This is a genomic window from Clostridioides sp. LIBA-6822, assembly GCF_056688955.1.
In genome coordinates, this window is record NZ_CP196995.1 from 2,076,955 (window position 1) to 2,091,158 (window position 14,204).

The 14,204-nt window shown below is 27.0% G+C and carries 17 protein-coding genes; 10 read left to right on the forward strand and 7 right to left on the reverse strand.

All coding sequences use genetic code 11. The features are described from left to right. Positions 1-30: 30 nt before the first annotated feature. Together ACTG48_RS09960 and ACTG48_RS09965 are read left to right on the forward strand one after the other, a co-directional pair. A complete protein-coding gene (locus tag ACTG48_RS09960) occupies positions 31-897 on the forward strand; it encodes an ABC transporter ATP-binding protein (RefSeq protein ID WP_479918725.1) in 867 nt (288 codons plus the stop codon). Positions 898-917: 20 nt separating this feature from the next. Then, a complete protein-coding gene (locus ACTG48_RS09965; protein ID WP_479918726.1) occupies positions 918-2,159 on the forward strand; it encodes an ABC transporter permease in 1,242 nt (413 codons plus the stop codon). 129 nt (positions 2,160-2,288) lie between these two features. Here ACTG48_RS09965 and ACTG48_RS09970 read toward each other — a convergent pair whose 3' ends face one another. Then, a complete protein-coding gene (locus ACTG48_RS09970) occupies positions 2,289-2,867 on the reverse strand; it encodes an ABC transporter substrate-binding protein (RefSeq protein ID WP_479918727.1) in 579 nt (192 codons plus the stop codon). Between the two features lie 386 nt (positions 2,868-3,253). On the opposite strand from ACTG48_RS09970, the gene ACTG48_RS09975 reads away from it, so the two are divergent. Beyond that, positions 3,254-3,988 carry a class I SAM-dependent methyltransferase gene (locus ACTG48_RS09975; RefSeq protein WP_479918728.1) on the forward strand — a complete coding sequence of 245 codons (735 nt, stop codon included), beginning with the start codon at positions 3,254-3,256 and terminating at the stop codon, positions 3,986-3,988. Between the two features lie 115 nt (positions 3,989-4,103). Here ACTG48_RS09975 and ACTG48_RS09980 read toward each other — a convergent pair whose 3' ends face one another. Further along, positions 4,104-4,595, reverse strand: a complete 492-nt coding sequence (locus tag ACTG48_RS09980; RefSeq protein WP_021384645.1) for a prolyl-tRNA synthetase associated domain-containing protein — start codon at positions 4,593-4,595, stop codon at positions 4,104-4,106. 351 nt (positions 4,596-4,946) lie between these two features. On the opposite strand from ACTG48_RS09980, the gene ACTG48_RS09985 reads away from it, so the two are divergent. From ACTG48_RS09985 to ACTG48_RS09995, 3 genes are all read left to right on the forward strand, one after another. Beyond that, positions 4,947-5,330 (forward strand): PBECR3 domain-containing polyvalent protein, encoded by a 384-nt coding sequence (locus tag ACTG48_RS09985; RefSeq protein ID WP_021384664.1) that lies wholly within the window; start codon positions 4,947-4,949, stop codon positions 5,328-5,330. Between the two features lie 456 nt (positions 5,331-5,786). Then, positions 5,787-6,170, forward strand: coding sequence for a YtxH domain-containing protein (locus ACTG48_RS09990; protein ID WP_021384651.1), 384 nt, complete (start codon positions 5,787-5,789; stop codon positions 6,168-6,170). A gap of 2 nt (positions 6,171-6,172) precedes the next feature. Then, positions 6,173-6,523, forward strand: coding sequence for a hypothetical protein (locus ACTG48_RS09995; RefSeq protein ID WP_479918729.1), 351 nt, complete (start codon positions 6,173-6,175; stop codon positions 6,521-6,523). A 142-nt stretch (positions 6,524-6,665) separates the two neighbouring features. Here the strand turns inward: ACTG48_RS09995 and ACTG48_RS10000 are convergent, their stop codons facing one another. The 5 genes from ACTG48_RS10000 to ACTG48_RS10020 form a co-directional block, all read right to left on the reverse strand. Next, positions 6,666-7,448: an N-acetylmuramoyl-L-alanine amidase gene (locus ACTG48_RS10000; protein ID WP_479918730.1), complete on the reverse strand. Its 783-nt coding sequence runs from the start codon at positions 7,446-7,448 to the stop codon at positions 6,666-6,668. 139 nt (positions 7,449-7,587) lie between these two features. Then, the gene (locus ACTG48_RS10005) at positions 7,588-8,025 is read right to left on the reverse strand and encodes a deoxycytidylate deaminase (RefSeq protein WP_074178160.1); all 438 of its coding nucleotides are present in this window, start codon (positions 8,023-8,025) and stop codon (positions 7,588-7,590) included. 151 nt (positions 8,026-8,176) lie between these two features. Then, positions 8,177-8,311, reverse strand: a complete 135-nt coding sequence (locus ACTG48_RS10010; RefSeq protein WP_021384696.1) for a hypothetical protein — start codon at positions 8,309-8,311, stop codon at positions 8,177-8,179. Between the two features lie 377 nt (positions 8,312-8,688). Then, positions 8,689-9,489, reverse strand: coding sequence for an ABC transporter permease (locus ACTG48_RS10015; protein ID WP_021384690.1), 801 nt, complete (start codon positions 9,487-9,489; stop codon positions 8,689-8,691). Between the two features lie 194 nt (positions 9,490-9,683). Further along, complete coding sequence (locus tag ACTG48_RS10020; protein WP_479918731.1) at positions 9,684-11,282, reverse strand: recombinase family protein; 1,599 nt, start codon at positions 11,280-11,282, stop codon at positions 9,684-9,686. A 295-nt stretch (positions 11,283-11,577) separates the two neighbouring features. On the opposite strand from ACTG48_RS10020, the gene ACTG48_RS10025 reads away from it, so the two are divergent. From ACTG48_RS10025 to ACTG48_RS10040, 4 genes are all read left to right on the forward strand, one after another. Continuing rightward, a complete protein-coding gene (locus ACTG48_RS10025) occupies positions 11,578-11,754 on the forward strand; it encodes a hypothetical protein (RefSeq protein WP_479918732.1) in 177 nt (58 codons plus the stop codon). A gap of 158 nt (positions 11,755-11,912) precedes the next feature. Next, positions 11,913-13,043, forward strand: a complete 1,131-nt coding sequence (locus tag ACTG48_RS10030; protein WP_479918733.1) for a 1-propanol dehydrogenase PduQ — start codon at positions 11,913-11,915, stop codon at positions 13,041-13,043. A gap of 240 nt (positions 13,044-13,283) precedes the next feature. Beyond that, complete coding sequence (locus ACTG48_RS10035) at positions 13,284-13,634, forward strand: BMC domain-containing protein (protein WP_021384706.1); 351 nt, start codon at positions 13,284-13,286, stop codon at positions 13,632-13,634. A gap of 7 nt (positions 13,635-13,641) precedes the next feature. Then, positions 13,642-14,091: a EutP/PduV family microcompartment system protein gene (locus ACTG48_RS10040; RefSeq protein ID WP_021384679.1), complete on the forward strand. Its 450-nt coding sequence runs from the start codon at positions 13,642-13,644 to the stop codon at positions 14,089-14,091. Positions 14,092-14,204: the final 113 nt, after the last annotated feature.

Here is a 14,204-nt window from a genome sequence, read left to right on the forward strand (position 1 = left end):
TAAGAATATATAGCATCAGGAGGAATAAGTATGGAGCTAAGTGTAGAAGGTTTAACAAAACAGTATAATAACAAAATTATAGTAGATAAAATAGAATTTAGATTAAATGAAGGTATATATGGATTTTTAGGAGAAAATGGAGCAGGAAAGACAACTCTTATGAGAATGATTTGTGGGATATTAAGCCCATCATCTGGAGAAGTAAAGATAGATGGGAAAAATAACTTGGATATGGGAGAAGATTTTAGAGATATGATTGGATACCTTCCACAAGACTTTGGATATTATCCAGATTTTACTGCAAAAGAATTTATGCTATATATAGCTTCATTAAAAGGGTTGATACCTAGTCATGCAAAGAAAAAAACACAAGAATTATTAGAAATGGTCGGTTTATCAGGCGTAATCAATAAAAAAATAAAAACTTTTTCTGGAGGCATGAAACAAAGGCTAGGATTTGCTCAGACACTACTTAATGACCCTAAAATTTTAATATTAGATGAACCAACAGCAGGTCTAGACCCTAAAGAACGAGTTAGATTTCGTAATTTAATTTCAGAATTCTCTAAAAAGAAAATAGTTATTTTATCTACTCATATTGTATCTGATGTAGAACATATTGCAGATAAGATTTTAATAATGAAAAAAGGACGATTTATTTTAACTGGTTCAGTTGAAGAAGTAACTTCAAAAATAAAAGATAAAGTATGGAAATGTGTAGTTAATGAAAATCAAGTAGACTATATGTCTGATAAATATTGTTTAGCAAATATTCATCATTCTGGGGGAGTCGTAAATCTTAGAATTATAAGTGATATGAAACCACACGATAATGCATGTAATTTAAAACCAACATTAGAAGATTTGTATTTATATTGTATTAATGAGGTACTATAAATATATATAAGGAGATAGGTATGTCTACACTAATTAAATTTGAATTGAAAAAAATAATAAAAAGAAAGTCTACAATAGCAGTTATTTTAGGAAGTTTAGCCCTAAGCATAATTCTTTTTTCTTTAATGCCACTTCAAGAAAGAGCTAATGACGAGAACGGAAAAGAGTATAGAGGTCTACAGGCTATTGAACTAAAAAAGCAACAATCTAAATTAAATGATGGATACATAACAGATAAAAAAGTAGAAAACTCAGTTAAAGAATATCAAAAAATGTTTAATAATTCAGACAATATTATAAAAGATGAAAATGGTTTTTCAGATTTTAAACCAGATATTTATTGGAAATTCTTTTATCCTAATAAGAGTTTTTACAGTTTTATAATAGAGTCATATAGTAAGCCTAATGATTTTGATTCCTCTATAATTAAAACAATGTCACTAAAAAATGGTGTTGATTTTTATAAGTCTAGAAATGAAAAAATAAATACAATCTTAAATATGGAATATGCAGATGGAAATTATACACAAAAAGAAAAGGACTTTTGGTTATCTAAGAATAAGGAAATAAGCGAACCCTATTTAAATGGATATTATCAAGGTTGGGATTATTTCATATTATCGAGAGATTTACTGATTTTTACTATATTAGCTATTTGTATAAGTATAGCTTCTGTATTTTCAGGAGAATATCAATCGGGTACTGATTCAGTGATATTATCTTCTAAATATGGAAAAAGTAAAGTTATAACAGCCAAAATAATAAGTTCCTTTTTATTTGGGACAATTATTTTTATAATAAACACAATTGTATGTGTTGGGATACTCACTTTGTCTTTTGGAATGGATGGATGGAATTTACCATTACAACTTACAACTAGTTCAGTTCCATATCCATATACACTTTTACAGGCAACCTTACTAAGTATATTAGTTATTTATATTATATTAATAGCATTAATTAGTTTTACACTTTTATTATCCTCTTGCATGAAATCACCTTTTCCAGTTTTAATTACGAATATAATAATACTTTTCGTACCGATATTTTTACAATATAGCGAAACCAACAAACTTTATAATCTGATTTTACGAATTTTGCCATCAAATGCTATTTCATTTTCGTTTGCTAATTATATAGATTACAAGATTGGCAATTTAATAATAGATTTACCAACTATGATTATTTTTACATGTTTAGTATTTGCAATTCTTTTCTTACCTTTTATTAAAAATAATTTTAAAAAACATCAAGTTAATTAAACTATATAATATAAAAAACTCGAGGATACAGAAATAAATTATGGTTAATTCCTGTATCCTCAAGCTTTGAAGTTTTGTATTTAAGTTAAGCAATTATAAAATATGTAGTTTAGGGATTATAGGTTTATGTTATAAACATACTGATTTTTGTACATCAGTTCTTACATTAACATTACCTGCTTTTAGATTTTCTCCAATAGTAAGTCCTTTATCTTTTAGAACATATTCAAAAGTCATAAGTGGAACGCCACCTTTTCTACCACCTAATATTTCTTTTCCTTTTAAATCCTCATAAGAGAAATTAGACATTTTTTTTCTAGCCACTAAAAAACTTCCATCTCTTTTAGTCAATTGAGCAAAGTTTACTGCATAATCATTTTTGTTTTGATTATATACATATATAGATGCTTCAGGACCCATTAGACCTACATTTGCTTCGCCTGAAATCAAAGCAGCCATAGTTTTATCTGCACCTTGAGTATTTATAAGGTCTATTTTTATACCTTCATCTTCAAAAAAACCTTTTGTAATAGCAGCGTATTGAGGGGCATAAAAAACAGAATGAGTAACTTCTGCTATAGTTACTTTATCTAGATTTTTAGATGAAGAAGAGTCATCCTTTTTATCATTAGAATTAAAATCACATCCAGTTAGACATAGCGTGCCTATAACAATAGAACTTGCAATTGCGACTATTTTTTTAAACATAATAAATACCTCCCATAAGACATCCGAATAATATATAGTATTAAATATTTATTGTAGTTGTTACAAAAACGTATCTATATTTATTCTATTTCTACAAAAACCTAAAAATAAATTTGAGTTTTATGTTTAGATTTTAAGTAATATATAATCGTGAATAAATTATATTGATTATTTATAATTTAAAGGGTAAAATTAAAATACTATCATTTTCATGTATTATATATAAATACTAATTTATTATATATACAAAATAGATTAATTTATATGAAAAGAATTTATATATATAAAGTTATATTATGATTGTTTTTATATGAAATTACCTAACTTTATAGTGCAAATTTAATTGAGAATTACTGGGTAAACATAATTAAAATGGAGGAAATTATATGAAACAAAATAAATATGATAATGACGAATTCTTTGACAAATATAGTAAAATGGAACGTTCTATAAATGGACTAGCAGGTGCTGGAGAATGGCATGTTTTAAAAAAAATGTTACCTAACTTTAAAGGAAAACGAGTTTTAGATTTAGGTTGTGGATTTGGATGGCACTGTCAATATGCAATTGAAAATGGAGCAGAGTATGCTGTTGGAATTGATATTTCAGATAAAATGCTAAAAGAAGCTAGAAGTAAAACAAAATTTGATAATATAAAATACATATGTATGCCTATTGAAGATATTAATTTTCCAAAAGATAGTTTTGATATGGTTATTAGCTCTTTGGCATTGCATTACATTCAATCATTTGAAGATATATGTAAGAAAATAAGTGATTGCCTTTCAAGTAGAGGTGACTTTGTATTTTCTGTTGAACACCCTATATTCACTGCATATGGAACTCAAGAATGGTATTGTGACAAGGATGGTAATCATCTTCATTGGCCAGTAGATAGATACTTTACAGAAGGAGTACGTAAAGCTAATTTTTTAGGAGAAGAAGTTATAAAATATCATAAAACACTAACAACTTATCTAAATACTTTAAATAAAACTGGATTTGAAATATTAGAAATAATCGAACCTCAACCAGAAGAAAAACTATTAGATACAATTCCTGAAATGAAAGATGAGCTACGCAGACCTATGATGTTGCTTGTAGCTGCAAGAAAAAGATAGTAAAAATAGTATATTTAACTATAAATAAAATTTCAACTGATAAACTGAAAGGGCAATCGTATTTTTAAAGAAGGCAAAAGTAGTGAGTTCTTTTGCCCTTTCTATCAATTAATAATTATACTTCTACATAATATATTTCATTTCCATTTTGTTCGATAAGTTTTTTCATATCTTCAAATTTTAAAAACACAGTAGCAGTATTATCATTTGGATGTATACCTATTTTATCCATTTTTAATAAATCTTTATCAAATACAACTTTTACAATAGCCTCTGTATCGTTTAATATACCAAAAGGAGTTACAGCTCCCTTAGTAAGTTTTAAGTATTTTTGAAGTCTTTCTTCTGATGCAAAACTAAGAGGTTTACTATCAATTTGTTGACGAATATCTTTTAAGTCTGCTTTTTTGTCTTTACCTAATACAACTAAAAAATGTTCTTTCCCTTTAGCATCACGAAGAAATAAATTTTTTACAACAAATTCCATATGTAATGTCTTTAATTGTTCCATTTCTTCAATTGTATAGACTGGTGGATGACTCACAGCTTCATAAGGTATATTTAATTCATCCAATTTTCTATATACTTCTTGTTGTTGAGTGTTCATAATATCCTCCTATTGGAAATTTATTTTATATATAAATAATATTATCATAGAAAACTTTAAAAGAAAACGTTTTATAACATGTAAATAATAGATTATTTTCTTTTAGTCAAATAATCCTATAGGAAGAATATAAATCTACAAAGCTAAATAAATTTAAAAAATACTTGTAAAAAGGACATTATTTACTATTTATAAATTATATAAAAAGAGATTATATAAAGTCACATATGAAAAAACTATATTATACTATCTTTTCTTTTTGGAATAAACTATACTTTAAATAGATATATTTAATTTTAATAAATTTTACCGTATTAACAGTAATTTATCTTAGAAAGGAACGTGCTTTATATGTCTACAGACAAAGTTGTTGGAATCATAGATGAAGAAATATCAGAACTTGCTGGAATTGAATATACTGGTAAAATTTATGCTTCTTCTGGTGTTATAAAGCATATAAAGAAAAAACATAGGTGTCAATTAAGCAAGGATATTGTTAATGATATAATAGATACTATAAAAATGGTACTCAAGTCTCCTGAATATATAGGTAGTCATCCCAAAAAACCTGGGAAAAGTGTAGAGTTTATAAAAAAAATTGATGATTATATTTTAGTAGCTACAGAACTAGATACCAAAAAAGGCTACTTATATGTATCTTCGCTATATGCCATAAAAGAAGCAAAACTAGAAAGTAGAATTAGTAGTGGAAGAGTAAAACAATACGACAGTTAACATAATATTATTATTTTTCCAAAACTATTGAAGAATATTATTAAATAAGTTATAATAATAATATATACGTAGATATTTATTAGTTAGATTTGAGGTTGGAAAAGGCACCCAATACGCTACTATGGAGTAGTTAATAGAGATGCAGGATACGCCGCCCTGCCAAATCTAATTAAATTTAAAAGAGAGGATTAATTCCTCTCTTATTGTTTTTTGAGCTACTAAATAACTTTATATAGAAGAATTAGAGTATAAATATATTTACTTATGTTAAAGATTTTTTTGTATTTTAGCCATCAATGCAATGTAATTTATGGAATAATGTGAATAATCTTATCATCATATGAAAATATATAAAAGAATTTTTATTGGTTTCTAAAAATTTAGTTAGAAACTATATCATTATGGAAAAAAATGTATTATAATATTTAGAAATATTATAATAAGGGGCGATTGGATATGAGTTTATCAAAGAAAATAGAAGATAAAAGAAAAGCTAAACAAAGAGCTGAAAAAATTAAACAAGCCAAAGTTGCTACAGCCGGTGTAGTGCTAGGAGCTGTTACTGGTGCAGTGAGTGGAGTGTTGTTGGCTCCTAAGTCAGGCAAAGAGACAAGAGAAGATATAAAAGATGCTTCACAACAAATTGTTGAAAAAATAAACATAAAAACAGTAGATGTAAAAGATAAAATGTCTGATAAACTAGAGGATAGAAAAGGAAATTTTATAGAATCAAAGAAAAAAATAAGAAAGTATATAGATAACAAAAAGAATATTGAACATTCTAATGAGGAAGATAAAGTAATAGATATTGTTGAACCAGTTAGTGTTACTGAGGAATAGGAATGAACAATACAATAACAATTAATATAAGTATAATATATATATTATTAGCCGTACTTGGATGTGTTGCTCTAGTTTATTTAATTATTGTACTTGTTAAATTACATAAGATTTTAAATACTGTTGGAAATATGTTAAATGAAAATACTCAAAATATAAATACAACTTTAAATAATCTTCCTAGTGTTGTAGAGAATTTTGGAGAAGTAGGCGAAAATATGAAAGATGTAACAGAAGCGGTTACTGAAGTTACAGCAGACTTTCTTGTTACTAAAGATAGTGTCAAATCAAATATGGATGTTATAGTTGATATATTGACCATAATTAAAAATATTTTTCTAGATAAAAAATAATATTGGTTTTAATAAGAAAGTTAGTATTAAAACAGAAAATAATTTGTCAATAAAATGAATATGAATAAAAGATGTATCTATTAATTAATAAACTAATAATTAGATACATCTTTTATTAGGTTTTTAAAAAATAATTCTTATTTTATAATTTATCTATTTGTTTTAATGCCAATTTAACAGTTTCATATCTATCAGCACCATTTATTACTACATCGCCTTTTACAAGCCTATTAGCTTCTCCACCTACAACATAAACTTTTTTACCTAAACCTTGCTTATAACTAGATGCTTCAACCATTAAAGCATCTTTTAATTGCCAGTATAAAATTTGAGCCGCTACTTTGTCTGCGTCTCCTGTATAAACTATTACATTTTCATACACTTTATTTCCCCCTTGAGAATTTGATATAGATTTGTTTAATATTCCTTCTGCTATCAATTTAGCAACTTTATCTTTATTGTTAATATAGTAATCTGTATCTGCCTTACTATCTACAAAACAAACTTCTATCAATATTGCTGGTGCATCAGTATGATTAAGCCAATAAAGACCTCTAACATCAGATTTTGCACCCCTATTTTTGAATACTGTAGCTAATTTAGCATTTACTCTTTCTGCATGTATTTTACCATTAGTAGTTTTATATATTGTTTCTGTACCTTCTGGAGCTGAAGTTGTGACATTTGCATTAAAATGAATTTGAACAGCTAAGTCAGTTTCTTGTTTGTTTGCTATTTTACATTGGTCTGCCAAATGATTATTTGATTCATCAACTCTTCCTGTATAAACAGTAGCCCCTCCTATTTTAAGCCATTTGACAATCAAGTCGCTCATTATTCTTGTTTCTTTACCTTCATTTATATACCCAACAGCTCCTGTACCTTTTCCAGTTAAAGTATGCCCTGGTATTACTACTACTTTCAAATTATGCATCTCCTTTTCAATTAAATTTAACTTCTATTTAATATATGCATAACTTAGAAATTTGTTTCTTTTTATATCCTATAGATTTAATATAAGATATCTTGTAAATTCATAGAGTATTTAGGTAAATGTATTAAAGTTATAGTTTTGTATATAAGACATTGCTTGATTTCAATAATTTTATAGCATATTCGTCCATTCTATATCCATTTCTATAATATATATGTTTAATTCCAGATTGAATTATAGCCTTAGTACAATTTAAACAAGGAAAATGAGTTACATAAATGGAACAGTCCTTAACTGCAATACCTTCTTTTGCGCAATAGTAAAGAGCATTTTGTTCAGCATGAATTGTTCTAATACAATGTCCATCTCTCATCTCATGACCAACTTCGCTACAATGCTTATCTCCAGAAATACTACCATTATAACCAGTAGACACAATTCTATTTTCTGAGTTTACAATTATAGCACCTACATAAGCTCTATCACAAGTCCCTCTTTCAGCTACTGTTTCACACAATCTCATAAAATATTCTTGCCATGAACATCTATTTTCAATTTTATTTTCCAAATTAATCCCTCCAAACTTATGTCTAATATATAAGATTTATACCTTAAAAATAGTATTAAAAACAAATTTATATTATAAATATACTATAAATAAAGTAATTTAAAATAAGAAAACTGTCTCAATAAAATCGAGACAGTTTTATAATCAAGGTTTATAATACAAGTTCATATTTTTCTTTAAATTCTTTTACAGCTTCAGGCCATGCCTTTTGTTCTGTAATTCCTTTTTCTTTAGCTATTTTAATTGCAATTTTTCTTATCATTGCAGCTCCCTCTAATATTCCCATTTTTAATCTCCCTTCAAATATCTTTTTGTACAGAATATAAATAGTGCTAAGATTTATTACATGCTGCATATACACTATTTATACAACATAGAACTTCTAAATTCCTTTTATTTTCATACGTCTTTAACCGACATATAATTATATTCAGTAAGTTTTAAAATTATCACTTAAATAATTATTATTTAATCTTTTTTATTATTTACTTTCTTATTTACACACTAAAAACTGTAGGTAAATTTGTCTTATATCTTCACAAATATTCCTACAGCTTTAATTATTAAAAATGTATCTCTTTAATTTCGAAAAATGATTACTTATAAGAAATCATTCCTTATTATAATCACTAAAATAATCAAATATCTTGAATAAAATTTTATTTATCTAGAATTGTATATTTTTTCTATAATATTAACTACAGCGTACATTGCCCATGCACAGATAGCCAATACAAATACACCCATCATTACTAAATCTAATTTGAATACTTGAGAGCCGTATACTATTAAGTATCCTATTCCATATCTTGAAACCAAAAATTCTCCAACTATTACTCCTACCCATGCCATACCAATATTAATCTTAGTTAAATTTATCAAGTTTCCTGTATTTGCAGGTAGTATAAGTTTAAAAAGTATTTGAGATTTACTCGCTCCAAAACTTTTTAACATTTTAATTTTCTCTTCATCCATATTTATAAAATAATTATAAGCTGAAAGTATAGTAACAACAACAGAAATAGTTACAGCTGTTACGACGATTCCTTCTATTCCAGCACCTACCCAAACTATGATTATAGGAGCCAAAGCAGTCTTAGGAAGAGCATTTAAAACTACCAAAAATGGGTCTAATATTTTTGATAATTTCTCTGACCACCAAAGAGCAATTGCTACCAAAATACCTAAAACAGTCCCTATAACAAGACCAAGAACAGTTTCATATACAGATATTCCAATATGCTTAAATAATTGACCACTAGATGCATATTGAATAAATAAATTGTAAATATCACTTGGTTTGCTAAATAGAAATGTATTTATAACATTTAAGTCGGCTAGAAGCTCCCAGACTACAATAAAACCAATTAGAATTAATAACTGGTAGAACAATACATTTCTTTTTTCTCTTTTTACACCTTTAACATAGTTTATATATCCTTCAGATCTTTTATTAAGCCTCATGTGTATCTAGCTCCTTCCATAATATGTCGAAATACTTTTGAAAATCAGGAACTTTACGTGTTTTGAGAGGCGTTTTTGTTCCATCCATATTAAGTTCAATGTCGTAAATGTTTTTTATGGTAGCAGGTCTTTTAGATAATATTGCAACCTTATCTGATATGCTTATTGCTTCTACTATCGCTAAGAAAGTGCAACTAATGTTTTAAAGAAACAGAATCATCTATTTCAGCACCCATATAAATAATATTAAGATTTCCTAAACTGCTATCCCAAATAACAGAATCAATAATAGTAGATAACAATAATCTCTTATCATCTAAACTAGCATTATCAACTTCATCACTAAACCTTTTTAAATTGCTAACGATGATGTCTAAATTAAGATGATTACTACTAATATTTACATCTCTAGATTTCAAGTCATTAATTTTACCCTTTAAGATACTAATCTCATTATTTAAACTTTCAACTTGAGAAATTATGTAATCAGAAGCGATACTGCCAGTATTTTTTGCAAGTTCTTTAATTAAATTGTTAATAAGTTTCTCTTTATCTGAAACCTGACTTTTAAGTAAATTAGTTTCAGAGTGTAAATCATTAGAAATATTGCAAATTTTAATTTTATTGATATTAAATGCACTTATGATAGACTCTACATTACAGTTTTTAATTTTATCTACAACTAAACTTTCAACTAATGGTCCATTAAGGTTTTTGCAGTTACAACTATCAACACCAAGTGTTTTTTTAGTACCACATACATAATAATATTTTAAATCCTTATCAGTTTTTTTACCTTTATAAGTGATTCTCATATTAGCACCACACTTACCACACTTTATAAGACCAGATAAAAGAGCAGTTTTACCAGTTGCTATTCTTGGTGTCTTATCACGATTTTTATCTAGCTGAATTTGAACTTCAAGCCATATGTCAGGCTCTATGACTCCATGATGTTTTGCAATTGCTGCTATTGAATCAGATGTATTTTTAGCATATGTTAGTATTCCACATCTTCTATCTGGAGTTCCTACAACGTCCATACCATTGTTTCTAAGATATTTTAAAATTTCATCATTAGCTTTTACATATGCTGGATTTCTAAGTATCCTAGATAAAGAACTAGGGTCAAATTTACCACCATGAGGACCTCTTATCCCATTATGATAGACATATTTGTATAATTTTGATAAAGACCTAAGTTCTAAATATTTATTATATATCAGCTTTACAACTTCCATTTGTTCATTATTTACTTGAAGCTTATACATGCTTCTTTCTTTTAGGTTTTCGTCTAAAAAAGTGATTTTTTCACTATTAAATCCATGAGGTGTTTTACCACCAAGCCATCTACCACTACGAGCTAATTCGTACATATTATCTTTTATACGTTCTGCAATTGTTTCTCTTTCTAATTGGGCAAATACACTTGATATAAACATCATAGCTCTTCCCATTGGAGTAGAGGTATCAAATTGCTCTTTAATTGATATAAATGAGATATCTAGTTTGTTTAATTTTTCTATTAAAGTAGAAAAATCAGATACATTTCTCGATATTCTATCTAATCTATAACAAATTAGATGATTGAATTTTTTATCTTTTGCATCTTGCATCATCTTTTTAAATTGAGGTCTATCTATGTTACTACCACTAAAACCTTCATCCTCATATATAAAAAAATCTTTTATACCAATAGATTTAGCATAATCCATGCATAATTGTATTTGATTTTCTATAGAGTCACCTTTACCAGTAAATCTTGATTTTCTTGAATAAATAGCAGCTTTCAAAATTAAGACCTCCTACAAATTAGGCTATATATTTGAAATCATTTATATAAAGTATTTCAAATGAATATATTAATTGGTTGAATTTATATAATTCTCCTCTTTATAATATATGACTATTTATTTCTTTTATTTCTTTGCCACTAAAATTTCAAATCAATTAGAAATTTTGATACTTAGTTGTATCAGGACAAATCTATAACTTCATAGATTAATATAAGAGGGTCAGAATCCAAATATTTTAAAATATAATTTTTAAAATTAGTGGTTATAACAAAAACATGTAGGAGGCTTGCATATGGAAATCAAGGTTATAGAGACTTTTCCTAAAGATGAAGCTAAACTTAATGAAATAGAGATGGCTAAAGCCAACTGGTTTGTAAATATAATAAGTAAAAAATATCCTAAAGAAGTTTTAAGTAATGCTTTTACTGTTTTAGAAAAAGAATTAAATGTAAGTAAAGTTGATACATAAGCTTAGATTATTGATTTTAATATACTATGACTTGACATTATATTAATCAAATAGTATATTTTTAAATATAGCACAACGAAGTGTTAAAAGAGCAATGGAGCTCCATAGATAAAGTCTATGGAGCTTTTTTGCGTATTTAACTTAAGGAGGATGGTAATTTGAATAATTTTGAGATTAAAACCAAAATAAAATTTGGAGAAGGTTCACTAAAAGCACTACAAGAATTAAAAAACAAAAACGTATTAATAATAACAGACCCATTTATGGTTAAATCAAAAACAATAGATAAAATAACATGTAATTTAATAAATTCAACATATCAAGTTTTTGAAGAAATAGTACCAGACCCACCAATAGAAATAGTAGTAGCGGGAATAGAAGCATTTAAATCTATAAATCCAGATGTAATAATAGCATTAGGTGGAGGGTCTGCAATAGATGCTGCGAAATCTATAATGGATTTTTCTAAAAAAATATTAACAACTGATGAAGTAGAATTTATAGCAATACCAACAACAAGTGGAACAGGTTCAGAGGTAACATCATTTGCAGTAATAGCAGACAATCAAAAAGGATGTAAGTATCCATTAGTAAGTGATGATTTACTTCCAAATATGGCAATACTAGACCCAGAACTTGTAAAAACTGTACCAAACTTTATAACAGCAGATACAGGTATGGATGTATTGACACATGCGATAGAAGCTTATGTATCTACAAATTCTAATGACTTTTCAGATGCACTAGCTGAAAAAGCTATAAAACTAGTATTTAAGTACTTAATAAAGGCATATAAAGATGGAAATGATATAGAAGCTAGAGAAAAAATGCACAATGCCTCTTGTATAGCAGGTATGGCATTTAACCAAACATCACTTGGTATAAATCATTCTATAGCACATGTATTAGGTGGGAAATTTCATATACCACATGGAAGAGCAAATTCAATATTACTTCCACATGTTATAGAATATAATGCATCAATAGTAGGATATACCAATACAACTTACTCAGATACAGCTATGAAATATGCACAAATAGCAAAATTAGTAGGGCTTGGGAATGGTAATATAAGAATAGCTGTTAAAAACTTAGTAAATGAAATAAAAAAATTACAAAAAGAGATGAATATGCCAACTAAATTGACACAGTGTAAATTAAGTTTAGGAGATATAATTAATGAAGAAAGAGAAATAGCTAAACTTGCTATAAAAGATACTTGCACATTAACCAATCCTAAAGTGCCAACTGAAGAGGATATAATAAGTATATTAAATAATATTAAATAATTACACTTTATTACATGTAAACATAATATTATACAAATAGGGAAAATGTTTTTAAAAATATAAATAATATATTGACAAATATAAAACATAAAACTATAATGAAAGTATCACAAAGGCGTGATACTTTAGTAAAAAGCAACGGAGCTTCTTAGGAATATTAATACTATTCTTATGGAGCTTCTTTTATTTTAAGCAAATAACTTTTTAGTAAACTATATTTAAAGAAAGTAGGGAATAAATTTGGCTGAAGAATCTAAGCAAAGAGTTATTCAAGAATATGTTCCTGGGAAACAGGTCACATTAGCACATATAATAGCTAACCCTAATGAAGATATATATAAGAAGTTAGGATTGGTACTCGATAAAAAAGATGCAATAGGAATACTTACTATAACACCAAGTGAAGCATCAATAATAGCAGCAGATGTTGCTACAAAATCTTCAAATGTATCTTTAGGTTTTATAGATAGATTTAGTGGTTCTGTAGTAATATCAGGTGATGTAAGTTCTGTAGAATCAGCATTAGATGATGTTTTAGAAGTTTTAGGAAATATGTTAAACTTCTCATCTACAAAAATAACAAGGACATAATAATACAATGAAGAATATAATATTTATGGGAAAGACAGGTAGTGGGAAAACTACTCTATGTCAAAAACTAGACCAATTGGAATTGAAATATAGAAAAACTCAGTCAGTAGAACTCTACAATAATGCAATAGATACTCCAGGTGAATATATGGAAAATAGAAGTCTATACAATGCATTAATAACAACATCAGCAGATGCTAAAATTATAGCCATAGTGTATGATGCTACACAAGAAGAAAATTATATAGCACCAGGATTTGCAAGTATGTTTTGCAAAGACGTAATAGGGATTATAACTAAAATAAATAAAGCTACTAAAGATGAAGTAAACATAGCTTATGAGAGACTCTCACTAGCAGGAGCAAGCCAAATCTTTAAAGTAGATACAGTGGATAATATAGGGCTTGAAAAATTATTTAAATATCTAGAAAAATCTAAAAATATAGATGAAATTTAAGGGGAAATGTTTTTTTAACTAAAAAATATGATAAAATTATATGAATAGTTAAAGAAAATATAAATTAGTATTTTATAAAAAAATATATAAACTATTCTAAGAAGATTTAATCT

Coding starts and splice junctions, on each gene's coding strand:
- ACTG48_RS09960 (WP_479918725.1), top strand. CDS start 31: ATGGAGCTAAGTGTAGAAGGTTTAACAAAACAGTATAATAACAAAATT.
- ACTG48_RS09965 (WP_479918726.1), top strand. CDS start 918: ATGTCTACACTAATTAAATTTGAATTGAAAAAAATAATAAAAAGAAAG.
- ACTG48_RS09970 (WP_479918727.1), bottom strand. CDS start 2,867: ATGTTTAAAAAAATAGTCGCAATTGCAAGTTCTATTGTTATAGGCACG.
- ACTG48_RS09975 (WP_479918728.1), top strand. CDS start 3,254: ATGAAACAAAATAAATATGATAATGACGAATTCTTTGACAAATATAGT.
- ACTG48_RS09980 (WP_021384645.1), bottom strand. CDS start 4,595: ATGAACACTCAACAACAAGAAGTATATAGAAAATTGGATGAATTAAAT.
- ACTG48_RS09985 (WP_021384664.1), top strand. CDS start 4,947: ATGTCTACAGACAAAGTTGTTGGAATCATAGATGAAGAAATATCAGAA.
- ACTG48_RS09990 (WP_021384651.1), top strand. CDS start 5,787: ATGAGTTTATCAAAGAAAATAGAAGATAAAAGAAAAGCTAAACAAAGA.
- ACTG48_RS09995 (WP_479918729.1), top strand. CDS start 6,173: ATGAACAATACAATAACAATTAATATAAGTATAATATATATATTATTA.
- ACTG48_RS10010 (WP_021384696.1), bottom strand. CDS start 8,311: ATGGGAATATTAGAGGGAGCTGCAATGATAAGAAAAATTGCAATTAAA.
- ACTG48_RS10015 (WP_021384690.1), bottom strand. CDS start 9,489: ATGAGGCTTAATAAAAGATCTGAAGGATATATAAACTATGTTAAAGGT.
- ACTG48_RS10025 (WP_479918732.1), top strand. CDS start 11,578: ATGGAAATCAAGGTTATAGAGACTTTTCCTAAAGATGAAGCTAAACTT.
- ACTG48_RS10040 (WP_021384679.1), top strand. CDS start 13,642: ATGAAGAATATAATATTTATGGGAAAGACAGGTAGTGGGAAAACTACT.